Source organism: Pseudochelatococcus lubricantis (genome assembly GCF_042432495.1).
Classification (GTDB): domain Bacteria; phylum Pseudomonadota; class Alphaproteobacteria; order Rhizobiales; family Beijerinckiaceae; genus Pseudochelatococcus; species Pseudochelatococcus lubricantis.
On the sequence record NZ_JBHLXC010000006.1, the window covers coordinates 74,627 to 101,517 of the forward strand.

Annotated in this window: 20 protein-coding genes; 15 read left to right on the forward strand and 5 right to left on the reverse strand. The window is 67.1% G+C overall.

Annotated features, from left to right (window positions below):
- Positions 1–270 precede the first annotated feature (270 nt).
- The 9 genes from ACFFJ7_RS11195 (at position 271) to ACFFJ7_RS11235 (ending at position 11,356) form a co-directional block, all read left to right on the forward strand.
- The gene (locus ACFFJ7_RS11195; protein WP_377592355.1) at positions 271–1,707 is read left to right on the forward strand and encodes an NAD-dependent succinate-semialdehyde dehydrogenase; all 1,437 of its coding nucleotides are present in this window, start codon (positions 271–273) and stop codon (positions 1,705–1,707) included.
- Positions 1,708–1,718: 11 nt separating this feature from the next.
- Positions 1,719–2,537, forward strand: a complete 819-nt coding sequence (locus ACFFJ7_RS11200; protein ID WP_166951285.1) for an HpcH/HpaI aldolase family protein — start codon at positions 1,719–1,721, stop codon at positions 2,535–2,537.
- 1 nt (position 2,538) lies between these two features.
- A complete protein-coding gene (locus tag ACFFJ7_RS11205) occupies positions 2,539–3,528 on the forward strand; it encodes a hydroxyacid dehydrogenase (protein ID WP_377592356.1) in 990 nt (329 codons plus the stop codon).
- A 68-nt stretch (positions 3,529–3,596) separates the two neighbouring features.
- Positions 3,597–4,592 carry an inositol 2-dehydrogenase gene (iolG, locus tag ACFFJ7_RS11210; protein ID WP_377592357.1) on the forward strand — a complete coding sequence of 332 codons (996 nt, stop codon included), beginning with the start codon at positions 3,597–3,599 and terminating at the stop codon, positions 4,590–4,592.
- Positions 4,593–4,607: 15 nt separating this feature from the next.
- Positions 4,608–5,735, forward strand: coding sequence for a Gfo/Idh/MocA family protein (locus ACFFJ7_RS11215; RefSeq protein ID WP_377592358.1), 1,128 nt, complete (start codon positions 4,608–4,610; stop codon positions 5,733–5,735).
- 13 nt (positions 5,736–5,748) lie between these two features.
- Positions 5,749–7,500 (forward strand): L-arabinonate dehydratase, encoded by a 1,752-nt coding sequence (gene araD, locus ACFFJ7_RS11220; protein WP_377592359.1) that lies wholly within the window; start codon positions 5,749–5,751, stop codon positions 7,498–7,500.
- Between the two features lie 263 nt (positions 7,501–7,763).
- Positions 7,764–8,693 (forward strand): sugar ABC transporter substrate-binding protein, encoded by a 930-nt coding sequence (locus ACFFJ7_RS11225; protein ID WP_166951274.1) that lies wholly within the window; start codon positions 7,764–7,766, stop codon positions 8,691–8,693.
- Positions 8,694–8,753: 60 nt separating this feature from the next.
- Positions 8,754–10,289: a sugar ABC transporter ATP-binding protein gene (locus ACFFJ7_RS11230; protein ID WP_377592360.1), complete on the forward strand. Its 1,536-nt coding sequence runs from the start codon at positions 8,754–8,756 to the stop codon at positions 10,287–10,289.
- 41 nt (positions 10,290–10,330) lie between these two features.
- Positions 10,331–11,356 carry an ABC transporter permease gene (locus tag ACFFJ7_RS11235; protein ID WP_166951268.1) on the forward strand — a complete coding sequence of 342 codons (1,026 nt, stop codon included), beginning with the start codon at positions 10,331–10,333 and terminating at the stop codon, positions 11,354–11,356.
- Between the two features lie 48 nt (positions 11,357–11,404).
- Here ACFFJ7_RS11235 and ACFFJ7_RS11240 read toward each other — a convergent pair whose 3' ends face one another.
- Positions 11,405–12,289 carry a LysR family transcriptional regulator gene (locus ACFFJ7_RS11240; RefSeq protein WP_377592361.1) on the reverse strand — a complete coding sequence of 295 codons (885 nt, stop codon included), beginning with the start codon at positions 12,287–12,289 and terminating at the stop codon, positions 11,405–11,407.
- A gap of 168 nt (positions 12,290–12,457) precedes the next feature.
- Between ACFFJ7_RS11240 and ACFFJ7_RS11245 the strand changes: the two genes are divergently transcribed.
- Together ACFFJ7_RS11245 and ACFFJ7_RS11250 are read left to right on the forward strand one after the other, a co-directional pair.
- On the forward strand, positions 12,458–13,957 hold the full coding sequence (locus ACFFJ7_RS11245) for a CoA-acylating methylmalonate-semialdehyde dehydrogenase (RefSeq protein WP_166951262.1): 1,500 nt from the start codon (positions 12,458–12,460) through the stop codon (positions 13,955–13,957).
- Positions 13,958–14,114: 157 nt separating this feature from the next.
- Positions 14,115–14,507 carry a cupin domain-containing protein gene (locus ACFFJ7_RS11250; RefSeq protein WP_377592362.1) on the forward strand — a complete coding sequence of 131 codons (393 nt, stop codon included), beginning with the start codon at positions 14,115–14,117 and terminating at the stop codon, positions 14,505–14,507.
- 59 nt (positions 14,508–14,566) lie between these two features.
- Here the strand turns inward: ACFFJ7_RS11250 and ACFFJ7_RS11255 are convergent, their stop codons facing one another.
- The 3 genes from ACFFJ7_RS11255 to ACFFJ7_RS11265 form a co-directional block, all read right to left on the reverse strand.
- A complete protein-coding gene (locus ACFFJ7_RS11255) occupies positions 14,567–15,697 on the reverse strand; it encodes a polyamine ABC transporter substrate-binding protein (RefSeq protein ID WP_377592363.1) in 1,131 nt (376 codons plus the stop codon).
- Between the two features lie 297 nt (positions 15,698–15,994).
- Entirely contained in the window at positions 15,995–16,516 is a 522-nt protein-coding gene (locus tag ACFFJ7_RS11260; RefSeq protein ID WP_377592364.1) for a class I SAM-dependent methyltransferase, read from the reverse strand.
- Positions 16,517–16,687: 171 nt separating this feature from the next.
- Positions 16,688–17,689, reverse strand: coding sequence for a LacI family DNA-binding transcriptional regulator (locus ACFFJ7_RS11265; RefSeq protein WP_377592366.1), 1,002 nt, complete (start codon positions 17,687–17,689; stop codon positions 16,688–16,690).
- Positions 17,690–17,861: 172 nt separating this feature from the next.
- Between ACFFJ7_RS11265 and ptsP the strand changes: the two genes are divergently transcribed.
- The 4 genes from ptsP to ACFFJ7_RS11285 all read left to right on the forward strand — a co-directional run bounded on the left by ptsP (position 17,862) and on the right by ACFFJ7_RS11285 (position 25,637).
- On the forward strand, positions 17,862–20,387 hold the full coding sequence (ptsP, locus tag ACFFJ7_RS11270; RefSeq protein ID WP_377592367.1) for a phosphoenolpyruvate--protein phosphotransferase: 2,526 nt from the start codon (positions 17,862–17,864) through the stop codon (positions 20,385–20,387).
- A complete protein-coding gene (gene pfkB / locus ACFFJ7_RS11275) occupies positions 20,384–21,340 on the forward strand; it encodes a 1-phosphofructokinase (RefSeq protein ID WP_377592368.1) in 957 nt (318 codons plus the stop codon). The genes ptsP and pfkB overlap by 4 nt, the downstream gene beginning before the upstream one ends.
- Positions 21,337–23,073, forward strand: a complete 1,737-nt coding sequence (locus ACFFJ7_RS11280) for a PTS fructose transporter subunit IIC (RefSeq protein WP_377592369.1) — start codon at positions 21,337–21,339, stop codon at positions 23,071–23,073. The genes pfkB and ACFFJ7_RS11280 overlap by 4 nt, the downstream gene beginning before the upstream one ends.
- A gap of 116 nt (positions 23,074–23,189) precedes the next feature.
- Complete coding sequence (locus ACFFJ7_RS11285; protein ID WP_377592370.1) at positions 23,190–25,637, forward strand: DUF3772 domain-containing protein; 2,448 nt, start codon at positions 23,190–23,192, stop codon at positions 25,635–25,637.
- Between the two features lie 4 nt (positions 25,638–25,641).
- On the opposite strand, the gene ada is transcribed toward ACFFJ7_RS11285, so the two are convergent.
- Positions 25,642–26,730, reverse strand: a complete 1,089-nt coding sequence (gene ada / locus ACFFJ7_RS11290; protein ID WP_377592371.1) for a bifunctional DNA-binding transcriptional regulator/O6-methylguanine-DNA methyltransferase Ada — start codon at positions 26,728–26,730, stop codon at positions 25,642–25,644.
- Positions 26,731–26,891 lie beyond the last annotated feature (161 nt).

Here is a 26,891-nt window from a genome sequence, read left to right on the forward strand (position 1 = left end):
GATTTATTGCATGAAATGGCTTGACATAGAATAATTGTTGCGAAATAAATCAATGGACAATTTTTATTGCAAAGCGCTATCGCGACGACGCATCAGGAATGGCGCCCCTTTGGCGGGTGGCTGACGATCCCGAAGTCCACCGTTTTTGCCCCCGATTCAAGCTGGTTGGGAAAGCGCTTTGCATCGACTCTAGCGACATAACGAATAAACGCAACAAAAGTTGCAGCGTGGATGGCGTCGGAACGCCAGCCCCAGGGTGAGGAAATACGCATGTATGAAAATTTCGGGCTTTTCATCGACGGCGGCTGGCGCTCCGTGGGCGGCGAGGGCGTCATCGAGGTGCAGGATCCCGGCAAGGGGACCGTCATCGGCTCCGTGCCGGCGGCCGGCGTGGCCGATGTTCAGGAGGCGATCGCCGCCGCCGGGGCGGGGCTGCAGGTCTGGCGGTCGACGCCGGCGTGGGTGCGGGCCGATGCGCTGCATGCCGTGGCGGACCGCATGATCGCGCGCGCTGAAGAGGCCGAGCGCATCATCACGCTGGAGACGGGCAAGCCGCTTGCCCAGTCGCGCCGGGAATGGGGGCTGTCGACGGACCAGTTTCGCTGGTACGCGGAAGAGGCGCGCCGTATCTACGGGCGCATCGTCGAAAGCCGCGCGCCGGGCGGGCGCATCGAGGTCCACCACGAGCCCGTGGGCATCGTGGCTGCTTTCACGGCATGGAATTTTCCGGCTGTTCTGGTGGCCCGCAAGGTCGCGCCGGCGCTCGCCGCCGGCTGTTCCGTCATCGTGCGCCCCTCCAGCGAGACGCCGGGCAGCGCCATGGTCATCATCGATTGCATACGCGAAGCGGGCATTCCCGCGGGCGTGGTCGGCCTCGTCGCCGGACCGACGTCCACAACATATCAAACCCTTGTCGAATCTCCTGATGTTCGCAAGATCACGCTGACCGGGTCCACCGCGGTGGGTCAGCAGATGATCCGCGACTCGGCGGAGACGGTGAAGCGGCTCAGCATGGAACTCGGCGGCAACGCACCGCTCGTCGCCTTCGACGATGCCGATTTCGACAGGCTGCTCGATCTTGCTGTGCCGACGAAATACGCCAATGCCGGGCAGGTTTGCGTCAGTCCGGACCGTTTCTATATCCACGAGTCCCTCTACGAACGGTTCACGGACGAGTTCGCACGGCGCGCGGCGGCCCTGAAAGTCGGGCATGGCCTTGACGAAACGTCCGAGATGGGCCCCATCATCAACCTGCGCCGGCTGGAGGCCATCGAGGCCGTCGTCGCGGACGCGCAGAAGCGCGGTGCGAAGCTGCTCACGGGCGGCAAGCGCCTGCAGGACGGCAGCGGCGGCTACTTCTTCGAGCCGACTGTGTTGAAGGACGTGCCGGACGACGCGAAAGCGCTGGCGGAAGAGAACTTCGGCCCCATCGCGGCGATCACGCCCTTCGGTAGCGCGGACGAGGTCTATGCCCGCGCCAATGCAGGCGGCTTCGGCCTTGCGGCCTATGTCTTCACGCAGAGCGCGGCGCGTGCGCGCGAAGCCGTGGCCGGCATCGAGTCCGGCATGGTCGGCGTCAACAGCTTCGCGCTGGCGGCGGCGGAGGCGCCGTTCGGCGGCATCAAGCTGAGCGGCATGGGCCGGGAAGGGGGCAGCGAGGGCATCCACGACTTCCTGAATATCAAGCTGTCGCAGGTCGCTTTCTGAAGGATACGCCCATGTTCAGGAATCCGGTTCGGGAAAAATGGGCGGCCGGCCAGGCGGTCGCCAACGGCTGGCTGTCCATCGCCTCGCCCTTCGTCGCGGAAATCATGGCGGCACAGGGCTATGACTCGGTCACGATCGACCTGCAGCACGGCTTCGTCGGGCTGGAGGCGGCGGGCGCCATGTTGCAGGCGATGCGCGCGAGCGACGCCGCCCTGATGGCGCGGGTGCCGTGGCTCGACCCCGGCGATATCATGAAGGTGCTGGACGCCGGCGCCCACGGCATCATCTGCCCCATGATCAATACGCCGGAGGAGGCGGCGCGGCTCGTCTCCTACGTGCGCTATCCGCCGGTTGGCGTGCGCTCCTTCGGCCCGACGCGGGCGCTGTTCGCCGCCGGCGCGGACTACGGCCAGCACGCCGACCGGGAAATCCTCTGCTTCGCCATGATCGAGACCGGCGAAGCCGTCAACAATCTGGAGGCCATTGTCGCCACGCCGGGGCTCGACGGCGTCTATATCGGCCCGGCCGATCTGACGCTGGGGCTGACGGGGCGCAAGTACCGCACCGGCTTCGACCGGGAGGAGCCCGAGGTCGTGGACGCCATCCGGCACATTCTCGACACCGCCCATTCCGCCGGCATCCGCGCCGGGCTGCACAATGGCTCCGCTGCTTACGCGAGCAAGGCCGTGGGCTGGGGCTTCGATCTCGTGACCATCTCCAACGACGTGCGGCTGCTCGCGGGCGCGGCCGGGGAAAGTCTTGCCGCCTTCCGCCGGAGCGTCGGCGAGGGTGAAACGGCCGGCGGGAAGCAGGCGCAGGGAGGATACTGACATGCCGCATGTTCTCGTTGCCGGCCGCATTCACGCTTCGGGCGTCGAGCGGCTGCTCCAGGCGCCGGGCATCACTTTCGAGGTTGTCGACGAGGTATCGACGGAAGCCTTCGCGCCTTTTGTCGGCGCGGCCGACGCCATCCTCATCCGCACCCAGCCGCTGCCGGGGGCGCTGATCGCGCAGGCGCCGGGGCTGAAGATCGTCTCGCGGCACGGCGTCGGCTACGATGCGGTCGACGTGGCGGCGCTCAACGGACGCGGCATCCCGCTCGCCATCGTCGGCGACGTGAATTCGGCCTCGGTGGCGGAACATACGCTGATGCTTATGCTGTCCGTCGCGCATCGCACCGTCGCCTACGATGCTGCGACTCGGGCGGGGCAGTGGTCGTTCCGCAACAGCCTGCAGGCCACCGAGCTGTTGGGCAAGTCCGTGCTCGTCATCGGCTTCGGGCGGATCGGCCGCGCGGTTGCGCGTCTTTCCGCCGCCTTCGGCATGAGCGTGCGCGTGCACGATCCCTTCGTCGATGCCGGTCACATCGCCGCGGAAGGCTATCTGGCCGCCACGGAGCTGGCGGCCGCCCTGGGCGTGGCGGATGTGGTGACGGTGCATGTGCCGCTTTCCGGCAACAAGCCGCTGCTTGGCGCGCGGGAACTCGCGCTCCTGAAGCGGGGCGCCGTTGTGATCAACACCGCCCGTGGCGGGCTGATCGACGAGCAGGCGCTTGCGGCCGCGCTGGCGAGCGGCCACGTGGGCGGAGCCGGGCTCGATGTTTTCGCAAGCGAACCGCCCGCCGCCGCAAACCCTCTGCTGGCTTCGGACAGGGTGGTTCTAAGCCCGCATTCGGCCGGCTTGACGCAGGAATGCGCGGAACGGATGGCCATTTCGGCGGCGGACAATATCATCGCCTTCTTCAATGGCCGCCTGGATCCCTCGCTGGTCGTCAACCGCAGTGCCATCGCGTTCGGACCGCGGGAAGCCGAACGCGCCTGAAGCGGCCCGATCCGCCGATAACGACAAAGCTATTCTTGGGGCAGAACTATTCTCGGGGAGAGATGCAAATGGTGCGTATTGCCGTTCTCGGCGCCGGCCGTATCGGCCGGATTCATGCCAGAAATGTCGCTGAAAACCCGGCCGCGACGCTCGTCGCCATCGCCGATCCGTTCGGAACGGCAGCGGCCGACCTTGCCGCGCAATTGTCGAGCGAAGCCTCGCTCGACCCCGTGGAGACCATCGAGCGTGCCGATGTCGACGCGGTCGTCATCGGCACGCCGACCGATACGCATGTCGACCTGCTGCTGCACGCGGTGCGGCGGGGAAAGGCCGTGCTGTGCGAAAAACCCATCGACCTCGATCTGGCCCGGGTCGATGAAGCCGTGGCCGAGATCGCGCGCCTCGACGGCCGCGTGATGCTGGCCTTCAACCGGCGTTTCGACCCGAGCGCGCGGGAACTGCGCAACGCCATCGACGCCGGCGAAATCGGCGAGGTGCGTCAGGTCGTCATTTCCAGCCGCGATCCCGGCCTGCCGCCGGCAAGCTACCTGGGCTCGTCGGGCGGCATCTTCCGCGACATGACCATCCACGATTTCGACATGGCGCGCTGGTTCCTGGGCGAGGAGCCGGTGGAGATTTCCGCCATCGGCAGCCGCGTGGTCGACCGCGCGCTGATGGAGACCGCCGACGACTACGACACGGTGATGGTGCAGATGCGCACCGCATCCGGCCGCCAGTGCCACATCAACAACTGCCGCGAGGCCGTCTACGGCTATGACCAGCGCTTCGAAATCTTCGGCTCGCAGGGCGCGCTGTTCAACGACAACCTGCGGCCGACCACCGTGCGGCGCTGGACGCGCGAGGCGACGGACGGGCGAGAGCCGCTGCTGAACTTCTTCCTGGAACGCTATGCGGATGCCTACAAGGGAGAAATGGCGGCGTTCGTGGATGCGCTCGCGAACAGCAAGCCAATGCCCGTGGGCCCTCACGACGGCAGGCAGGCGCTGCTGCTCGCCGACCGCGCGCTTGAATCGCTGCTGACCGGCAAGACGGTGGCGCTCTGATCGGGGATGAAGCAAATGCGCAATGAAATTGGCGTCGGAATCATTGGCACGGGCTTCATGGGCAAGGCGCACGCCTTCGCCTACGGGTCCGTTGCTTCCTACTTTCCCGAAAGCGCCGTGCCGGTGCTGCAGGTCGTCGCGGACGTCAACGAGGCGGCGGCACGGCAGGCGCAGGAACAGTTCGGCTTCCGCCGCGCGACGGCGGACTGGCGCGATCTCGTCAACGACCCGGCTGTCGCCATCGTGTCGATCACGGCGCCCAATGCGTTGCATCGTGAAATCGCGCTGGCGGCCGCGCAGGCGGGCAAGCACATCCATTGCGAAAAACCGCTCGCACCTGACGCCGCGGCGGCGCGCGACATGGTGGAGGCCGCGACCGCGGCGGGCGTCGTCACGCAGGCGGGTTTCAACTATCTGCAAAACCCGCTGATCCGGCTGGCGCGGGACATGATCGCGGCCGGGGAACTCGGCGAGATCACGTCGTTTCGCGGCATCCATGCCGAAGACTACATGGCCGATCCTGAAGCGCCATGGACCTGGCGTCTGGACCCCGCCGGCGGAGGCGGGGCGATCGCCGACCTCGGCAGCCACGCCATTGCCATGGCGCGTTTCCTGCTCGGCGACATCACGCATGTCAACGCCGATCTGGAAACGGCCATCGCCAGCCGCCCGGCCGCGTCCGGCGCGTCTGAACGGCGGGCGGTGGAGGTCGACGACATCGCCCGCCTCACGCTGCGCTTCGCGCGCGGCTGCGGCGGCCATATCGAGGCCAACTGGGTGGCCACAGGGCGCAAGATGCATCTCGCCTTCGAGGTTGCCGGCAGCAAGGGTGCGCTCGTCTTCACGCAGGAGCGTTTCAACGAGCTGCACTTCTACCGCGCGGGAGGGGACGCGCGTCAGGCAGGCTTCACACGCATCGAGGCCGGACCCCAGCACGAGCCCTACGGCCGCTTCTGCGTGGCGCCGGGCCACCAGCTCGGCTTCAACGATCTCAAGGTCATCGAGGTGGCCGCGTTCCTGCGTGCCATCGCCGGCGACGGTGCGGCCGCCGGGCCGGATTTCCGCGAGGCGTGGGAGATCCAGAAGGTGATCGACGCCGCCCTCCGTTCATCCGCCGGCCGGTCGTGGCAGGCCGTTTCCTGAAGGAAGACGTGAGATGACGGAGAAAAAGCCGCCCGTATCCAGACCGCCCGCCGCCCTGCGCAGCGCCCGCTGGTTCGCGCCCGACGACCTGCGCGGCTTCGGTCACCGCTCCCGCGTGATGCAGATGGGCTACGCGCCGGAGGACTGGGCGGGCAAGCCGGTCATCGCCATTCTGAACACGTGGTCGGACATCAATCCCTGCCACGCACATTTCAAGATGCGGGTGGAGGATATCAAGCGCGGTGTCCTGCAGGCTGGCGGCTTCCCCATCGAGCTGCCTGCGCTGTCCCTGTCGGAGAACTTCGTCAAGCCGACGACGATGCTCTACCGCAACATGCTCGCCATGGAGGCGGAGGAGCTGATCCGCTCGCATCCCGTCGACGGCGTGGTGCTGATGGGCGGCTGCGACAAGACCACGCCCGGCCTGCTCATGGGCGCGACCAGCGCCGGCCTGCCGGCCATCTACGTGCCCGCCGGCCCCATGCTGCGCGGCAACTGGAAGGGCAAGGTGCTGGGCTCCGGCTCGGACGCCTGGAAATACTGGGACGAGCGGCGCGCGGGCAATATCGGCGATGAGGACTGGCTCGCCATCGAGGGCGGAATCGCGCGCAGCCACGGCCATTGCATGACGATGGGCACCGCCGCCACCATGACGGCCATCGCTGAGGCCATCGGCATGACGCTGCCGGGAGCCTCTTCCATTCCGGCGGCGGATGCGAACCACATCCGCATGTGCGCCGCCGCCGGGCGACGCATCGTGGAGATGGTGCGCGAGGACCTGAGGCCCGACGCGATCCAGACCCGTAACGCCTATCTCAACGCCATTGCCGTGGCGATGGCCATGGGATGCTCCACGAACGCGGTCATCCACGTCATCGCCATGGCGCGCCGCGCCGGGCACGCCATCTCGCTCGACGACTTCGATGCGGCGAGCCGCAGGGTGCCCGTCATCGCCAACATCAGGCCGAGCGGCGATACCTACCTGATGGAGGATTTCTACTATGCCGGCGGTCTGCGGGCACTGATGAAGCAGATAACGCCGCATCTCTCCCTCGGTGAGATGACCGTGAACGGCCGCCGGCTCGGCGAGAACGTCGCGGATGCGGAAGTCTATAACGACGACGTCATCCGCCCGCTCGAACGGCCGATATATGCCGAGGGGGCGCTGGCCGTGCTGAGGGGCAATCTGGCCGAGAACGGCTGTGTCATCAAGCCGAGCGCCTGTGCGCAACGTTTCCTGAAGCATACGGGGCCGGCGCTCGTCTTCGACGACTATCCCGCGATGAAAGCGGTGATCGACAGCGACGATCTCGACGTGACGGAGGATCATATCCTCGTGCTGCGCAACGCCGGTCCGCAGGGCGGGCCGGGCATGCCGGAGTGGGGCATGCTGCCCATTCCGCGCAAGCTCGTGCGGCAGGGCGTGCGGGACATGGTGCGGCTGTCGGACGCCCGCATGAGCGGCACGAGCTATGGCGCCTGCATCCTGCACGTGTCGCCGGAGGCGTATATCGGCGGCACGCTGGCACTGGTGCGCACGGGTGACCTCATCACCGTCGACGTGCCGAACCGCAGCATCCGCCTTGAGGTCGGCGACGCGGAACTCGCGCAGCGCCGGGCGGCCCTCGTACCGCAGCCCCCGCGCTTCGGCCGTGGCTACGGCTTCATGTTCTCGCGCCACATCCAGCAGGCCGACAAGGGATGCGACTTCGATTTTCTGGAGACCGGTTTCGGGCCGGAAACAGGCGAGCCGGCCATTTTCTGAATGGTTTACCAGCAGGTTACGGGGTTTTTGAAAGAAAAAATTGCAGGAAATATAATTTTGCAATTTTTGTTGTAAGTCGGTCCTGAATTCGGATATGTTCAGGGCACACACCTTGCGGGCCCTATCGGGAAGGCGGGTCTGGCAAGAGCGGTTTCCGGACCGTCGCCCGCGTATCGTGAAGCGGGACAGGCGTGGAACGCCGGCCGCAGGCAAAAATCAGTCACTGCCAAAAGAACGAAGGCTGATAAACGGGAGGATACACAATGAAGAAGTTTCTGATGGGTGTTGCGATCGTCGCTCTGTCGGCGGGGATTGCGCAGGCGAAGAACATCGGCATCAGCATGTCGCTGTTCGACGATAACTTCCTGACGGTGCTGCGTCACAACATGCAGGATTACGCCAAGACGCTGGACGGGGTGGCGGTGCAGGCCGAAGACGCGCAGGGTGACATCTCCCGCCAGCAGAGCCAGATCGAGAATTTTCTGGCCTCCGGTGTGGACGGCGTCATCGTGATGCTGGTCGATGCGGATTCCGGCCCGGCGATCTCGGCGGCCGCCGCGCGCGCCGGCGTTCCGCTGGTCTTCGTCAACATGGCGCCGACGGGCGTGGACAACCTGCCGAAGAACCAGGCGTGGGTGGGATCGGACGAGGTGCAGGCCGGCACACTGCAGGCGCAGGAAATCTGCCGGCGCCTCGGCGGCAAGGGCGAGGCCGTCGTGCTGATGGGCCAGCTCGGCACCACCGGCCAGCGCGGCCGCACCAAGGCCGTCCACGACGTGCTGGCAACGGATGAATGCAAGGGCATCAAGGTGCTCGACGAGCAGACCGGCAACTGGATGCGCACGCCGGGCATGGACATCATGACCAACTGGATCACCTCCGGGTTGAAGCCGGATGCGGTCATCGCCAACAACGACGAAATGGCGCTCGGGGCCATTCAGGCGCTGAAGTCGGCCGGCGTCCCGATGAAGGACGTCGTCATCGGCGGCGTGGACGCCACCCGCGATGCCCTGCTCGCCATCCAGAACGGCGACCTCGACGTGACCGTTTTCCAGAACGCGCGCGATCAGGGCCGCGGCGCCCTCGACATCGTGCTCAAGCTCGCCGATGGCCAGAGCGTTGGGCAGAAGAACTACGTTCCGTTCGAACTCGTGACGTCGGACAATCTGAAGGATTACCTCGCCCGCAACTGATGCCCGCACGCACCGGGAGGCGGTCCCGCGCTGCGCGGGACCGGAGGGGAGGAAGTCATCATGATCTCGAATAGAACGCAGGCGGCGATCGAGAGCTACACGCATGGCCGGGGAGACGACCTGCTCGTCGTCAAGGGCATCAGGAAGGAATTTCCCGGTGTCGTCGCGCTGGACGACGTGCAGTTCCGGCTGAAGCGCGGCACGGTCCACGCGCTGATGGGCGAGAACGGCGCCGGCAAATCCACGCTGATGAAGATCATCGCCGGCATCTATACGCCGGACAGGGGCAGCCTTCACCTGCGCGGCGAGAAAATCGCGCTGGACTCGCCGCTCGACGCACTGGAGCGCGGCATCGCCATGATCCATCAGGAACTCAACCTGATGCCCTTCATGACGGTGGCGGAGAATATCTGGATCCGCCGCGAGCCGACGAACCGCTTCGGCCTCGTCGACCACCGCCGCATGAGCCGGATGACCCGCGAGCTGTTCGACCGTCTCCACATCGGGATCGATCCGGATGTGGAGGTGCAGAAGCTCACCGTCGCCGCGCGGCAGATGGTCGAGATCGCCAAGGCGGTGAGCTACCAGAGCGATGTGCTCATCATGGACGAACCGACCAGCGCCCTGACCGAGCACGAGGTCGAGCATCTGTTCGACATCATCCGCAACCTGCGCGCGCAGGGCAAGGGCATCGTCTACATCACGCACAAGATGAACGAGCTGTTCGAGATCGCCGACGAGTTCTCGGTTTTCCGGGACGGCCGCTACGTCGCGACGCACGCAAGCGCCGATGTCACCCGCGACGACATCATCCGCATGATGGTCGGGCGCGAGATCACGGACATGTTTCCCAAGGAGGAAGCGAAGATCGGCGATGTCGTGCTCTCCGTCGATAAACTCGCCGTCAACGGCGTGTTCCACGACATCAGCTTCGAGGTACGCGCGGGCGAGATCCTCGGCATCGCGGGGCTCGTCGGCTCCGGCCGGTCCAACGTGGCCGAAGCGCTGTTCGGCGTGACGCCCGCCACCTCCGGCACCATCCGCATCCGGGGGAAGGAAACGGCCATCCGCAGCCCCGGCGACGCGATGCGCAACGGCATGGCGTTCCTCACCGAGGACCGCAAGGAAACCGGCTGCTTCCTCATCCTCAGCGTGCTGGAGAACATGCAGATCGCCGTTCTGCACAACACGCACGTGCGCGGCGGCTTCGTCGATCAGCCCGCGGTCAACAGGCTGTGCGAGGACATGAAAGGCCTGCTGCGCATCAAGACGCCGAACCTGCACGAGCGCATCGAGAACCTCTCCGGCGGCAACCAGCAGAAGGCGCTGATCGCGCGCTGGCTGCTGATCAAGCCGTCCATCCTGATCCTCGACGAGCCGACGCGCGGCATCGATGTCGGCGCGAAGGCCGAAATCCACCGTCTCATCAGCCGGCTGGCGGGGCAGGGCGTCGCCATCATCATGATCAGTTCGGAACTGCCCGAAGTGCTCGGCATGTCGGACAGGATCATGGTGATGCACGAGGGGCACGCAACCGGAATTCTCGACCGCGCGGAGGCTGACCAGGTCCGGATCATGGAACTGGCGGCCAAATAGCGGCGCGGCGGACAACGATAAAATCAGGGAGCGAAACAGGAATGTCCATACAACAAACTGATACGGCTCTTGCAGCCGGCGAGAAGACCCGAAAGCGCTTGCCGCCCGAGCTGAACATCCTGTCGGTGCTGATTGGCGTCGCCCTGATCTTCGAGGTGCTGGGCTGGATTCTGCAGGGCCAGAGCTTTCTGCTCAACCCGCAGCGTCTGACCATCATGATCCTGCAGGTGAGCGTGATCGGCATCATCGCCGTGGGCGTGACGCAGGTCATCATCACCGGCGGCATCGACCTCTCGTCCGGCTCCGTCGTCGCCATGTCGGCAATGATCTCGATGAGCTTCGCGCAGATTGCGACCTACGACCGGGCCGTCTATCCGTGGCTCACGGACATGCCCGTTATCGTGCCGGTGCTGATCGGGCTCGGCTGCGGCCTGCTGGCCGGCCTCATCAACGGCGCGCTCATCGCCTACACCGGCATTCCGCCCTTCATCGCCACGCTCGGCATGATGGTCACGGCGCGCGGCATCGCCAAGTGGTACACCAAGGGCCAGCCGATTTCGTTCCCCACGCCGGAATTCGCCGCCATCGGCTCGGGCATCTGGCCTGTCGTGATCTTTCTCGCGATCGCGCTGCTGTTTCACATCGGCTTGCGCTACACGCGCTACGGCAAGTTCACCTATGCCATCGGCGCCAATCCGCAGGCGGCGCGTGTGTCGGGCATCAACGTCAAGACCCATCTCCTGAAGGTCTATGCCATCGCCGGGCTGCTCGCGGGTCTGGCGGGCGTGGTCACTGCCGCACGCGCGCAGACGGCGCAGGCCGGTATGGGCATGATGTACGAACTCGACGCCATCGCCGCGGCCGTCATCGGCGGCACCTCGCTCGCCGGCGGCGCGGGGCGGATCACCGGCACCGTGATCGGCATGCTGATCCTGGGTCTCATGACCTCCGGCTTCACCTTCTTGCGCATCGACGCCTACTATCAGGAGATCGTCAAGGGCATCATCATCGTGGCCGCCGTCATCGCCGACGTCTATCGCCAGAAGAAGCGGACGAAGAAGGCCTGAACCCGTGCCGTCGCGGATGGGGGTTGCCCGGGGGAGGCGCGGATCAGCCTATTGGACGAACCGCTGCCGTTCCTCGCGGAAGCGGCGGGAGATGAACTCACGCAGCACCGCAATTCTTTTGACGGTGACAGTGTCCGGATGGCAAAGCAGATAGTAGCTGCGACGGAAGCCGACCTCCGGGAAAATGCGCTCCATGTCCTCAATGGCGCCGGCGGCGAAGTCGTGCAGGACGCCGATGCCGGCGCCGGACCTGACCGCCTCTATCTGGCCCATGACGCTGGCGCAGCGGAACTTGCGTCCGGCCTGTTTCTCCAGCGCGGCGGAGTAATCCAGCGCCGAGGCATAGGCAAGGTCCTCGACGCCCGTGACGACCGTGTGATCGCCCAGTGCTTCGACGGATATCGGCGTGCCGGCGCGTTCCAGGTACATGCGCGCCGCATAGACGCTGAGCGTGTAGTCGGTCAGGCGCGACACGAGCAGGCGCCCCTCGGCGGGCGGGTCCAGAACAATGGCGAGATCCGCCTCGCGCCGCGACAGCGAGAAGGTTCTGGGCAGGGGGACGAGTTCCACGACGAGGTTCGGGTGGCGCCGCGTCAGCGCTCCCAGCTCGGAGGCGAGGAAATAGTTGCCGAGCCCGTCCGGCGCGCCGATCCTGACGGTTCCCGAAACGTCGGCCTCCTCGTCCCGAAGGCTCTCCGATACGCCAAGCAGTTCGAACTCTATCCGTTCGGCGACCGGCAGAAGCCGCTCGCCAGCCTGCGTCGGCACACAGCCAGCCGGCCTGCGGTCGAAGAGGGGCGTGCCCAACGAACGCTCAAGGGCATCGAGGCGGCGCGCGACGGTGGCGTGGTTGAGGCCGAGGCTGCGCGCGGCAGCCAGCAACTGACCGTGCCTCGTCACCGCGAGGAAGATGCGCAGATGATCCCAGTCCATGGCCGCCGATACCTGCTGCTATAAATTTCGCACAATGAATGATGAAACAACGGCGTTGATGTGCGGCGAGCGACATTGGATGACAATAGCCGGTTCGTCAACATCGCCTGGCATCCGTATCGCCTGGCATCCGTCCGGGAAGCAGGGACAATCGTGGAGGTTATCGTCATGGCAAGAGGCATCAATCACTACATCGGCGGACGCGAGGTCGCCGGCACCAGCGGTCGCACCGCACCCTCCTTCAACCCGGCGACCGGCGAGGAAACCGGGCGCGTGGCGCTGGCCTCCGCCGCCGAGGTGCGCGCGGTTGTGGAGATCGCGGTCAAGGCAAGCGAGAGCTGGTCCGACACCACGCCGTTGCGCCGCGCGCGCATCCTCAACCGCTTCCTGCGTATCCTGGAAGAGCGCATCGACGAACTCGCCGCCGTCATCACCGCCGAGCATGGCAAGGTGTTGTCCGATGCCAAGGGCGAAATCCAGCGCGGCATCGAGGTGGTGGAGTTCGCCACCGGCATTCCCCAGCTTCTCAAGGGCGAGATCACCGAGAACGTCGGCACCCGTGTCGACAGCCATTCGGTGCGCCAGCCGCTCGGCGTCGTCGCCGGCATCACGCCCTTCAACTTCCCGGCGATGGTGCCGATGTGGATGTTCCCCGTGGCGCTCGCCTGCGGCAACTGCTTCATCCTGAAGCCTTCGGAGCGCGACCCTTCCGCCTCGCTGCTGCTGGCGAAGTGGCTGACGGAAGCCGGCCTGCCGGACGGCGTCTTCAACGTCGTGCAGGGCGACAAGGAGGCGGTCGATGCGCTGCTCCACGATCCGGACATCCAGGCGATCAGCTTCGTCGGCTCGACGCCCATCGCGCGCTACATCTACGAGACGGCGGCGAAGACCGGCAAGCGCGCGCAGGCGTTGGGCGGCGCGAAGAACCACATGATCGTCATGCCCGACGCCGATCTCGACCAGGCTGTCGACGCGCTGATGGGCGCGGCCTACGGCTCTGCCGGCGAACGCTGCATGGCGGTTTCGGTCGCGGTGCCGGTGGGCGAGAAAACGGCGGACGCGCTCATCGAGCGGCTCGAACCGCGCGTGCGGGCGCTGAAGATCGGTCCCGGCACCGATCCCGAGGCGGAGATGGGCCCGCTCGTCACGAAGCAGCATCTCGAAAAGGTGCGCGGCTACATCGATGCCGGTGAGGCGGAGGGCGCGAAGCTCGTCGTCGACGGGCGTGGGCTGACGCTGCAGGGCTTCGAGAACGGCTATTTCATCGGCGGCACGCTATTCGACAACGTCACCACGGACATGAAAATCTACAAGGAAGAGATCTTCGGTCCCGTGCTGGCGGTGGCGCGTGCGGACAGTTACGCCACGGCGGCGCGATGGATCAACGAGCACGAGTTCGGCAACGGCACGGCGATCTTCACGCGCGACGGCGATGCGGCGCGCGAGTTCGCGCATGCGATCAAGGTGGGCATGGTCGGCATCAACGTGCCGATCCCCGTGCCGATGGCGTTCCATTCCTTCGGCGGCTGGAAGGCGTCGCTGTTCGGCGATCATCACATGCACGGGCCGGAGGGCGTGCGCTTCTACACGCGCCTGAAAACCATCACCTCGCGCTGGCCGACCGGCATCCGCGCCGGCAGCGAGTTCGTCATGCCCACGCTGGGGTAAGAAACCGCAACATATTGACACGGTGGGGCGGAAAGCGCAAGCGCCCCGCCGCTGTTTAGCCTTGCAAGCGTGTCTTGCTCCGCGTAGGGTGAGCCACCCTGCGTGTGGGAGGCGCCCGATGATTGCGCATGATCGCGATGTGGTACGGATAGGGGCCTTGGAACTCCGTTTCGTAGTCGATGAAACCACGGGGTCCGGCAGCCTTGTTGCCTTCGAGTTCGTCATTCCGCCGAACGCCCGAGTCCCGGCGCCGCACTTTCACCAGGACGTCGATGAGATGATCTACGCCTTGGACGGGATCACCACCTCGACACTCGACGGGCAGCGTCATGAGCTGCGGACGGGGGAAAGCCTGTTCGTTCCCCGGGGCAGCACGCACACGCACGAGAACCTGCATGACGAGACGGCGCGGTCGCTCGTGGTGCTGACGCCGGGCCTGATCGGCAGACGCTATTTCGAGGAAATCGCGGCTGAAGTGAACGTGCCGGGCAAGCCCGATCTCGCCAGAATCAAGGAAATCATGCTCCGGCACGGCCTCGTTCCCGCCTGATGCCGCTGCCGGCGTGACGCGATGTCAGGCCGGCAGGGAGTGCGGAAAGGATGTCCGATTCAACGGCCGGTCTTGACGCGCGTCCACAGCCGCGTGACGGTGCGCTGGGTGCGGTCGTCATAGGCGGTGTTGGTGAACAGGCGCTTCAGCGTCTCGTCGTCGGGATAGATGCCCGGGTTGTCGCGCACGGCTGGCGCGACGAGAGGACGGGCGGCGAGGTTGCCGCTGGCGAAGGAGACGAAGCTCGCGTTCTTCGCCGCGATCTCCGGCCGGTTCAGGAAGTCGAGGAAGGCGCGCGCCTCCTCCGGATGCGGTGCATCGGCGGGAATGGCGAGGTTGTCGAACCATATCATGGCGCCCTCGTGCGGTAAGACGTAGTTGATCTCGACACCGTTCCCCGCTTCCTTCGCGCGGGTTGCCGCCTGCAGGATGTCGCCCGAGTAGCCGACCGCGACGCAGATGTCGCCGTTGGCGAGCGCGTTGATATATTCCGACGAATGGAACTTCTGGATGAAGGGCCGTGCCGCGATGAGAACGTCGGCGGCCTTCTGCAGGTCCTTCGCGTCCTTGGAATCAGGATTGAGGCCGAGGTAGTTCAGCACCGTGGGAAACATGTCCTCCGGCGAATCCAGCACATAGATACCGCAGTCCTTGAGCTTTTCCGCCACTTCCGGCTTCAGCACGAGGTCCCAGGTGTTGAGCACGGCGTCGGCACCGAGGCGCTCGCGCACCTTGGCGACATTCACGCCGATGCCGGTGGTGCCCCACATGTAGTTGATGGCGAACTGGTTGCCGGGGTCGAACACCGCAAGGCGCTCGGCGATCTCCGGCCACAGGTTCTTCGTGTTGGGGATCTTTTCCGGCTCCATCTTCTGGAACACGCCGGCCTTGATCAGCCGCTGCAGGAACGGCCCCGACGGCCCGACGACGTCGTAGCCGGATTTGCCGGTGAGCAGCTTGGTCTCGACGATCTCGTTGTTGTCATAGGTGTCGTAAACGACCTTGATGCCGGTTTCCCTGGTGAACGCATCGAGGGTGTCGGGGTCGATATAGTCCGACCAGTTGTAGACGTGCACCGTCTTCTGCTGGGCGGCGACGGGGCCGGCGAGCATGAGGAGGGCGAGCGAGGCGCTGGCGGCAAGCCTGGTTGCAGCTTTGGCATTGAAGAGTGAGGCAATGGTGCGGATCATGTCCGGCTTTCTCCCGTCTTGCGAAAGTTCCAGCCACACTGACGTGTTGCTTCGACACTGATGGAACGATCCGGATACCTTATTTGCCGAGCTTGGCAATGATATAAAGGCTTGTCGAGAATTTGCGCCGGCCAACACAACAGACGCCCGCACGCCGCCTTGCGGGCCGGAGCGGGGAGGTGGGACGGCACGGCATGCTGAAACGGGGCGGGGGCCGCCGTGCCGTCTTTCCACACGTGGGAGCGCGGCCCGCCGATATCAAGCGGTAGCCGGGCAATGGCCTGCATTTCGTCCTGGTCACGCGCCGGACGACCAGTGATACGCACCGAGGGCTTTTCCCCTGATCGAGTCGGCGAGACCGACGCCCAGCACGGCCAGCATTTCGTCGTGCTCCCACGTGGCGAGGTGACGCTCGAACCAGTTGCCGTCGACGCTGTCCTGCGGCATCTCGCCGAGGGGGATAGAGATGAGGATGTCCGTCACCCACCCCTTGAGCCGGGCGATCTGGCGCTTTGCCACGTCCTTCGGCATATGCTCCAGCACATCGCCGGCAATGGCGAACGTCGGGCGCGGAACGATGCTGCCGAAGTCGAGGTACAGGACGTCGGCGACGATCACCAGATCGTACTTCGACCGCAGGTCAAACCGTTCGATATAAGGGGCCCAGGCTTCGATGCCGGTCCAGTGCGAACTGAAATGCGGGCGCATCAGCTTCGCATACGTTCCGGCGCCGGCGCCGATATCGATGACGCCAGCCGGGCGGATCGCCAGATACTTGTCGAGCATCCAGTCCTTATGCTCGGAATAGGAGTATGGCATCGCGCAAACCTGTCGCTTGACGGTGACGGCATGATAGTGACGGCGTGGTTCTGAAAGCCGGCCGGCCTTGCCGCCCGGATACCATACCGGCAAAGCGTCCCTCCGCAACCGTCATGCTGCCGCGGGGGCTTCTGAGGCAGGCGGCCGGGCGTCATCGCGGTTCCTCCTTCGTCACGGCTGCGGGGAGCCGGGGCCGGGCGTGGAGCCGCGAACGATGCAGGTCGCCTGCAGCACGATCCGGCGTGCGGCGGCCGCCGGATTGGCGCCGCGGTCGAACAGCATCGCCATGGCGTTGCGGCCGATCTCCTCGACGGGCTGCTCCATCACCGTGATGCCGGCGCCCACCAGCTCCGTCCACGGCTCGTTGTCGAAACCCGCAAGGCCGATATCCTCCGGAATGTGGATGCCGGCCCGCAGCAGGGCGCGCGCCACACCGAGCAGCATCAGCCCGTTGCTGGCGAGGATGGCTTCCGGGCGCTCCGGCGCGGCGAGGAGTTCCGCGACACATTGCTCCGTCGCGGTTCCGCCGTGGTCCAGAAAGGTCGCAGCCGGCACAAGGCCCAGACGGCGCATGGCCGCCTCATAGCCGCCGCGCCGTTCCACCCCGGTGGTGCTCGCCGCGCCGAACAGGCCCACGATCCGCCTGTAGCCGCGCCCGTGCAGATGCTCGACGAGCGCCGCCGCCGCCCGGGCGTTATCCAGCACCACCGCGTCGTGCAGCACGGTCGGCGCGGAGCGGTCGATGAGCACGACCGGAAAGGCGTGGCGGCTGACAGCGACTTTCGGCGCGGTGTGGCGCGTGGGCGCGAAGATCACGCCGGTCACCCGCTCCTCCTCCATCAGGCGCAGGTACATCGCTTCCTTTTCCGGGTTCTCGTCCGTGTTGCAGAGGATGACGCGCAGACCGTGGGCGAAGGCCACATCCTCCACCGCGCGGCTTACGGCGGTGAAGAAGGGGTTGCGGATGTCTGCCACGATGAGGCCGATGGTGCCGCTCTCGCGCGAGCGCAGGCGCCGCGCCGCGAGGTTGGGGCGATAGCCCGTCGCCCGCACCGCTTCCTCCACCCGCGCGCGCATCTCGGCATCGACCGGTTTGCCGGAGAGCGCGCGCGACACGGTGGCGGGGGAAACGCCGGCCATCGCGGCTACCAGCTTGATGCCTACCTTCGCCATGGAAAACGTTTCCTCGTCCTTCCCGGATCGCCTCAGGAATCAGTTAGCATCTTATGGCCTTTCTTCATAGCCGGCACGATAGCTGGTTGACATCGAAATGAGAAAACGTTTTCTTGTCAGGATAAGGTAGCAAAATTCGATAATATAACGAGCCCGGGGAGAAGACGCCGCCATGACTGTCAACGCTGCATCGTTCCTGCCGCGCGAGCTGATACGGCTCGGGGCGCGGCCCGCCGACAAGGCGTCGGCCATCGGGGAGGCGGCCCAGCTTCTCGTCGGCGGCGGCTGTGTGGAGCCCGGCTACGGCGAAAGCATGATTGGCCGCGAGGCGGTCGCCAACACATATCTCGGGTCAGGGGTCGCCATTCCGCACGGGCTGGGCGAGGACCGGCATCTGGTGCGGCGCGATGGCATCGCCGTGCTGCAGATTCCGGAAGGGCTCGAATGGAATCCCGGCCAGACGGTGCGTCTGGTCGTCGGCATCGCCGCCCGTTCGGACGGGCATATCGCCATCCTGCGTCGCCTGACGGGCCTCATTCAGGACGAGGCCTTGCTCGAACGGCTCTGCACCACCACGGACGCGGGCGACATTGCCCGGGCGCTGCTGGACGACGCCGGACCTGCCGCCACTGCCGCGCCGCCAGCCTCCGACCTGCCGGCGCGGATTGAGTGGACGGTGGCTTATCCGGCCGGGCTGCATGCGCGGCCCGCGAGCGCCTGGGTCGACGCCGCGAAGGCGATCGGTGCGCCGCTGCGCATCCGCCACGGCGGCGAAAGCGCGGATGCGCGCAATCTCGTGGCGCTGCTGCGGCTGGGACTGAAGGCGGGCGACAGCATTGTCGTCTCCACCGCTGCCGGCGATAATGCGGAAGCCGTGCTGGCGCGGTTCCGTGCCGTCCTCGACGGTCTTACGCCGGGCGAGAAGGAGCAGGCCGAGCGCGCCGCGCGCAGGATGAAGGCCAACGCGCGCGGCTGGAAGCCGGCGACGGCGCTCGTGCCCCTCGTCGCGATGCCGGCAAGCCCCGGCCTTGCTATCGGCCGCGTGTACCGGCTTTGCGCCCGCGCGGCGGCGGTGCCCGATATCCCCGTGAGCCTCGGCGAGGGCGCGGCCCTGCTCGACATGGCGATCACGCGCACCCGCCTGCAGATGAAGGCGCTGGTCGACGACACCGGCCGGCGGTTGGGGGCAGACGACGCGGCGATCTTCCGGGCGCAGGCCGGCCTGCTCGACGACACCGATCTCATTACGCTCACCTGCCAGTCGATGGTCGCCGGCCACGGCGTCGCCTGGTCGTGGCACAAGGCCGTCGAGGACATGGCGAACAGCCTCGCCGCGCTCGGCAACCCGGTGCTGGCGGCACGCGCGGCGGATCTGCGCGACGTCGGCCGGCGCGTGCTAGGCCAGATCGACCCCGCTCTGGACGCCGGCTCCATCGCCGATCTGCCGGAAGGCGAGACGATCATCGTCGCGCCCGATCTGTCGCCGTCCGATACGGCGGCCCTCGATCCCGGCCGCGTCGCAGGCCTCGCGACGGCGCACGGCGGGCCGACTTCGCATACCGCGATCCTGGCGCGAACGCTCGGCCTGCCCGCCGCCGTGGCGGCCGGCTCCGCGCTGCTCGATGCACAGCCCGGCACGCTGATGATCGTCGACGGCGACGCGGGTCTCATCTATCCCGATCCGGCGGAGGAGGACATCCGCTCGGCGCGGGACTGGATCGCCGCGCTCGCCGGCAAGCGCGCGGCACAGGAGGCCGAGCGGCAGCTGCCCGCCCGCACCGTTGACGGCCATGTGCTCGCGGTTGGCGCCAACGTCAACCGCCCGGCGCAGGTGCCGCTCGCGCTGGGCCAGGGCGCGGAGGGCGTGGGTCTGATGCGCACAGAGTTCCTGTTTCTCGAACGTGGCGACACGCCTTCGGAGGACGAGCAGTTCGAGACCTATCGCGGCATGATCGAGGCGCTGGAGGGGCGGCCGCTGATCGTGCGCGCGCTCGACATCGGCGGCGACAAGCAGGTTGCGCATCTCGCGCTGCCGCGCGAGGACAATCCCTTCCTCGGCGTGCGGGGCGCGCGGCTGCTGCTGCGCCGGCCCGACCTGCTGGAGCCGCAGCTCAGGGCGCTCTATCGTGCCGCGCGAGAGGGCGGCGACCTCTGGATCATGTTCCCGATGATCACCGCCATCGCCGAGGTAACCGCGCTCCGCCAGCACTGCGAGCGCATCCGTGCCGCACTCGACGCGCCCGCCGTGCCGCTCGGCATCATGATCGAGGTGCCGGCGGCGGCGGTGCAGGCCGATCTGCTCGCCGCGCATGTCGATTTCTTCTCCATCGGCACCAACGATCTCACCCAGTATACGCTGGCCATCGACCGGCAGAATCCGGAGCTGGCGGGCGAGGCCGACAGCCTGCATCCCGCCGTCTTGCGGCTGATCGATGCCACGGTGAAGGGGGCGGCGGCGCATCGCCGCTGGGTCGGCGTCTGCGGCGGCATCGCCGGCGATCCGTTCGGCGCAACCCTGCTCGCGGGCCTCGGCGTCGCGGAACTATCGATGACGCCGCGCGATATCCCGGCAGTGAAGGCGCGGCTGCGGGCCGGCCGGCAGGCGGATTTCGCCGCGCTGGCGGCCCGCGCGCTGGCGCTGGACAACGCGGCGGAGGTGCGCGCACTCGACGCCGGTATCCAGGGAGAGGCACCATGAGCATCATCACCGTCACGCTCAACCCCGCCATCGATCAGACCGTGACACTCGACAGGCTGACGCGCGGCGTCGTGAACCGGGCCTCGTCCGTGCGTCTCGACGCCGGCGGCAAGGGTTTCAATGTGGCTTCCTGCCTTGCCGACTGGGGCGAGCGCGCCGTCGTCACCGGGCTGCTCGGCGCCGAGAATCCGGAGGTTTTCGAGGCGCTGCTGCACCGCAAGGGCCTTGAGGACCGCTTCGTGCGCATCGCCGGCGCGACGCGCACCAACATCAAGCTCGTTGACCGCGAGGAAACGACCGACATCAACCTGCCGGGCTTCACCGCGACGCCGGAGGCGCTCGGCCGCGTCGAGGCGGAGATCGCCGCGCTTGCCACCCGTTCCGCGCTGACGGTGGTCGGCGGCAGCCTGCCGCCCGGCACGGCGGCGGACCATTATGCCACCATGCTGGCGGGGCTCGCGGCCACCGGCACCTGTGCCATCCTCGACACGAGCGGTCCGGCGCTGGCGGCGGCGCTCGCGGGCACCGTGCGGCCCTACGCAATCAAGCCCAACCTCGCGGAACTCACCGAACTGACGGGCAAGAGCTGCGAAAGCCTGTCCGACGTCGCGGCGGCGGCAGTGGCGCTCTGCCGCACCGGCATCGCGCTCGTCGTCGTCTCCATGGGCGCGGAGGGCGCGCTTTTCGTCACGGCGGGCGGGATCCTCCGGGCGCTGCCGCCGCCTGTGACCGGCATCGGCAGCACGGTTGGCGCGGGCGATGCCATGGTTGCCGGCATCGTCGCCGCCCTGCGGGAGGGCGGCGACATCGAGCGCATCGCCCGGCTCGGCACGGCGTTTGCCGTCGGCAAGCTCGGGCTCGCCGGCCCGAACCTGCCGGGGCGCGAGGCAGTAGAGGCGCTGGCGGCACGCACGGGCATCGAGAGTGTGGCGACGGAGGAAGGGGCGCCATGAGGAAAATCTGGACCACCATCGATAGCGCGGACGACAGCGTCGCGGCGGTTCTGGCGGCCGAGGCGCTGCGGACCGCCGCCCGGACGCGCGGGCAGGAGATGGACGTCGAGGTGCGCCGCGGCGATGCCGTGCTGCGCACGCTCGATCCGAGCGGCATGGAGCCCGCCGACGTCTGGCTCTCCATCGGCGACAGGGCGGTCGACGATCCCCGTTTCGCCGCGCTGCCGCGCGTTCGCGGCAGCATCGCCGACGTGCTGACCGACCCCGGTGCGATTCTCGACCGCCTCGGCGGCTCGGCACAGCCGGCGGAAAAGCCGGAGCAAGCGACCGGGGAGCCGGCGCGGGACAGCCGCCGCATCGTCGCTGTCACCTCCTGCCCGACGGGTATCGCTCACACCTTCATGGCGGCGGAGGGGCTGACGCAGGCGGCGCGGGCGCTCGGCTACGACATCCGCGTCGAGACGCAGGGATCGGTGGGCGCCGGCACGCCGCTGACGGACGCGGAGATCGCCGCCGCCGACATCGTGTTGATTGCCGCCGACCGGGAGGTGGATCGCGGGCGTTTCGCCGGCAAGCGGGTTTTCGCTTCTGGCACGAAGCCCGCGATCACGGACGCCAGGGCGCTGATCGCGCGGGCGTTCACGGACGCGCAGATGCAGACGGGCAGCGCGGATGAGGTTGTCGCGGAAGGTGCCGCCGCCTCCACGGGCAGCGGCGGGCCCTATAAGCATCTGATGACCGGTGTTTCCTTCATGCTGCCCTTCGTGGTGGCGGGCGGTCTGCTGATCGCGCTCGCCTTCGCCTTTGGCGGCATTTACGCCACCGACGAATCGCAGGGCGGCACGCTGGCGCATGCGCTTTTCACCATCGGCGCCACCGGCGCCTTCACGCTGATCGTGCCGGCGCTCGCCGGCTATATCGCCTATTCCATCGCCGACCGGCCGGGCATCGCGCCGGGCATGATCGGCGGGCTGCTCGCGGCGAATCTGGGCGCGGGCTTTCTCGGCGGTATCGCGGCGGGCTTCATTGCCGGCTATGGCGTCGCGGGCCTCAACCGGCTGATCCGGCTGCCGAAGACCCTGCAGGGGCTGAAGCCGGTGCTGATCCTGCCGCTGCTCGGCGCGCTGCTCACCGGCCTGCTGATGATCTATGTCGTCGGCGCGCCCGTCGCGGCGCTTCTCGCCTTCCTGACGGACTGGCTGCGCGGCATGCAGGGCAGCAGCGCCGTCCTGCTCGGCATGCTGCTCGCCGGGATGATGGCGGTCGACATGGGCGGGCCGGTCAACAAGGCGAGCTACGCCTTTTCCACCGCCTTGATATCGAGCCATATCTACGCACCCATGGCGGCGACGATGATCGGGGGCATGACGCCGCCGCTCGCCCTCGCGCTGGCGACGCGCCTCTTTCCGAGCCGCTTCACGAAGGAGGAACGCGAGGCGGGCGGGGCAGCCGCCGTGCTTGGCCTTGCCTTCGTCACCGAGGGCGCCATTCCCTTCTGCGCGCGTGATCCGCTGCGCGTCATTCCCTCGTTGATCGCGGGTTCGGCGGTGGCGGGCGCGCTCTCGATGGCGGTGAACGCGGAGCTGAAGGTGCCCCATGGCGGCGCCTTCGTGCTGGCCGTGCCCGGCGCTGTGACGCATCTCGGCGGCTACGTCGCCGCGCTGGTGGCCGGCACCGTGGTGAGCGCCCTGCTGCTCGGCTTCGTCAAGAAACCGGTCGTCGCAGCCGCGTGAGAGGCCGTGCGGGCAGGAGGTGTTCACGCCGGGCGGTTCGCTCTATGATCCCGCCTGCTTCGCGTTCCGGCAGGCCGAACACCGACCGGAACGGCCCACAAGGACAGCCATTCGTCATGCCGCGTACCGCCACCGTCTTTTCCGGTTTCCTTCTCCTGCTGATCGGTTGCATTCTTTTCATCGGGGTGAGCGTGTTGCCGGCGCTGACGGCGACGGATCCCGTGCCCCTGAACCAGAGGCTCGATACGCTGCGGTCCGCGCTGGAGCAGACGGACAAGGAGCTGGAGGCCGACGGACGAACCGATGCCGACCTGTCGCGCCTGCGCCAGTCCGTCGAGGACGCTCGTGTCGATATTCTCACGATCATCGACGAACTGACGCCGCGAGCCGCGGCGCTGAATGCGCAGCTTGAGCAGCTCGGCGCCAAGCCGGAGCAAGGCGCGCAACCGGAAAGCGAGAACATCGCCAGCGAACGCGCGGACAAAAGCGCCGCGCTCGCCGAACTGAACGCCGGCGTCAAGCTCGCCGAAACACTGATGGTGCAGGCGAACCAGATATCGACACGGATCAGCGACCTGCGGCGCACGGCCTTCGCCCGATCCCTGTTCGCGCGCAGTTCCAGCCTCTGGAACCCTTCGCTATGGCGGATGGCGGGCGAGGCACTGCCCGGCGATCTTTACGTCATGAACCAGGCGTTCGGAAACTGGGGCGCGGACCTGCTGCGCCGCTTTCAGGAGGGCGGGCTGGGTTACGTCGTCGCGGCGGCCGTCGTCGGCGTGCTGCTGCACTGGCTGCGGCTGCGGGTGCTGCCGCGCCTGACATGGCGCGATCCGGACATAACGGAGCCGAGCCGGCTGGAGAAGGTGCTTAAGGCGCTGGGGATCACGCTCGCGCGGTCGGTTCCCATGGCGGGCGCCAACCTCGTGCTTTACCTGGCGCTCCAGTCGGAAAATCTGCTCGGCGGGCGCATCGCGCCCGTCATCTCGTGGTTTCTGTTCGGCATCGTCTTCCTCGTGTTCATGCGTGCGCTCTCCGATGCGCTCTTCGCCCCCGACCTGACGGCCTGGCGGCTGTTCGAGGTTGACGACGAAACCGCCCGTCATCTGTCCAGCGTCACCAACCTGGGCACCATCGTCATCCTCACCGGCACGGTCGCCCAGGCGGTGGTGGCGGCCATTGGGGCTGGCCTGCCGCTCGTCGTGCTCACGGACGGCGTCTGGGCGCTCACGGTCGCGGGGTTGATGGTCTGGGCGCTGCGGGGGCTGAAGCGGCTGGAACCGTCGGACACCGACGACTTCGGCCCGTATGTATCGCCGGAAGCGGATTATCAGGGCATCGTGGTCGCCATCTCGTGGCTGGCGGTGCTTGCGATCGTGCTGGCGGTGACGATCGGCTACATCGCCTTCGCGTCGTTCATCGTCGGCCAGATCGTCTGGATCCTGAGCGTGCTGGGGCTTTATTTCCTGCTGCGCGTCTTCGTCGAGGAGCTTGTCGAGAAGCTGCCGGGGCGCCATTCCCGCGCGTCGCTTTTCCTGCAGACGAACATCGGGCTGCGCCGCCGCGCCGTGGAGCAGCTCAGCGTAATCACGGCCGGCATCCTCAAGATCGTGCTGCTCGGCGTCGTCGTGTTGCTGATCATCGCGCCGTGGGGCATGGAAACGAACGATCTCTACACGTCGTTCCACGCGGTGCGGGTGGGCTTCAGCATCGGCGAGATCTCGATCTCGCCCATCGACATCATGACCGCCGCGCTGACTTTCGCGGTCATGATGGCGGTGACGCACGCGCTGCAGCGCTGGCTGGAGAACAAGTATCTGCCAACGACGGGCTTCGACGCAGGCATCCGCAATTCCATCCGCACGGCGGTCGGCTATGTCGGTTTCTTCCTCGCCGTGGCGCTGGCCAGCACGCAGCTTGGCCTCAGCCTCAGCCGCATTTCGCTCGTCGCCGGCGCGCTGTCGGTCGGTGTCGGCTTCGGCCTGCAATCGGTGGTGAACAACTTCGTCTCCGGCCTCATCCTGCTGTGGGAGCGCCCGATCCGGGTGGGGGACTGGGTCGTCGTCGGCTCGGACCAGGGCTATGTCAGGCGCATCAACGTGCGCGCGACCGAGATCGAGACATTCGACCGTGCCTCCGTCATCGTGCCGAATTCCAACCTCGTGTCGGGCGTCGTCAAGAACTGGCTGCACAGCGGCCGGACGGGGCGCATCACGATTTCGGTCGGCGTCGCCTACGACTCCGACGAGGACGAGGTGCGCCGCGTGATGACGGATTGCGCGAAGGCGCATCCGTCCGTCATGAAGCACCCCGAACCCGTCGCCTTCCTGATGGAGTTCACGGACACCAAGATGCGGTTCGACATGCTGTGCTTCATCGGCAATATCCAGGAATCGCTGACCGTCACCAGCCAGCTCAATCTCGCCGTGCTGAAGCAGTTGCGCGCGCTGGGCTACGTCCCGCCGCGGCCGCTTGCGCCCGAAACGTGGCACGTCGGCGGCGCCGCTCCGGCTGTGACGCCTGTAGGGACGCCGAAACTGCCGCCGGAAAGTCCGGACGCCTCCTGACTTTTCAGGCGCCCGCTTCCCTCTCGATGAGGGCGCGCTTGCGCTCCACGCCCCAGCGGTAGCCGGAGAGCGCGCCGTCGGTCCTCACCACGCGGTGGCAGGGAATGGCGACCGCGATGGCGTTGGCGCCGCAGGCTTGCGCGACGGCCCGCACGGCAGCGGGCTTGCCGATGCGCCGGGCAATCTCCGCGTAGCTCGCCGTCTCGCCGGGCGGAATGTCGCGCAGCGCCTGCCAGACGCGCTGCTGGAAGGCGGTGCCGCGTATGTCGAGCGGCAGGTCGAGGCCGAGGCGCGGCGCCTCGACGAAGCCGACCACCCGGGCGACGAGCTGCTCGAACGCGCCGTCGCCGCCGATCAGGTTGGCGTTGGGGAAGCGGTCCTGAAGGTCGCGCACCAGCGCGTCGGGATCGTCTCCCAGCGTGATGGCACAGATGCCCCTGCCGCTGCAGGCGACGAGAATCGCCCCGAGGGAGCACTCGCCAACGGCAAAACGGATGTCGGCGTCCCTGCCACCTTGCCTGAACGCGGTCGGCGTCATGCCCAGCACCTCGTCGGATCGTTCATAGAAACGGCTGCTTGAATTGAAGCCGGCGTCGTAGATCGCGCCCGTCACGCTGGTCCTGTCGTCGGCAAGCCCCTGCCGCACCCGCTCGGCGCGCCGTGCAGCCCCGTAGGCCTTCGGCGTCAGGCCGGTGGCGGCCCTGAACAGGCGGTGGAAGTGGAAAGGGCTCACGCCCACGGCGGCCGCGAGCGCTTCCAGCTTCGGCGGCTCCTCCGCTTCCTCGATCAGCCGGCAGGCGCGGGCAACCACCGCGGCGTCGGCCTCGGCCGGCGACGGCCCATCCGGGCGGCAGCGCCGGCAGGGGCGGTAGCCCGCCGCCTCGGCATCGGCGCACGTGGCGTAGAAGCTGACGTTTCCGGGGTTGGCCGTGCGCGACGGGCAGGAGGGGCGGCAGTAGACGCCGGTCGTCCTGACCGCGTAGACGAACGTGCCGTCGGCGGCTCCATCACGGCCGACGACGGCAGGCCAGCGCGGGTCACGCTCCGTCACGGCCGCCCGTTGCGTGGCGGGTCTCATCCTGACAGGGGTCATCCTGCTTTTCCTTGCATTGTGTCCTGTCACGACAATGCGGCCGTCGCCGCGCTGGCGCACTCCGGTCCTTGCTCTCGAATCCGGACGGAGGGACCGTCGATCGGCGGTACAAGCATATTGTGCTTATAGTGCCGCCGAGATTGGAAGTAAATTAAACGGCT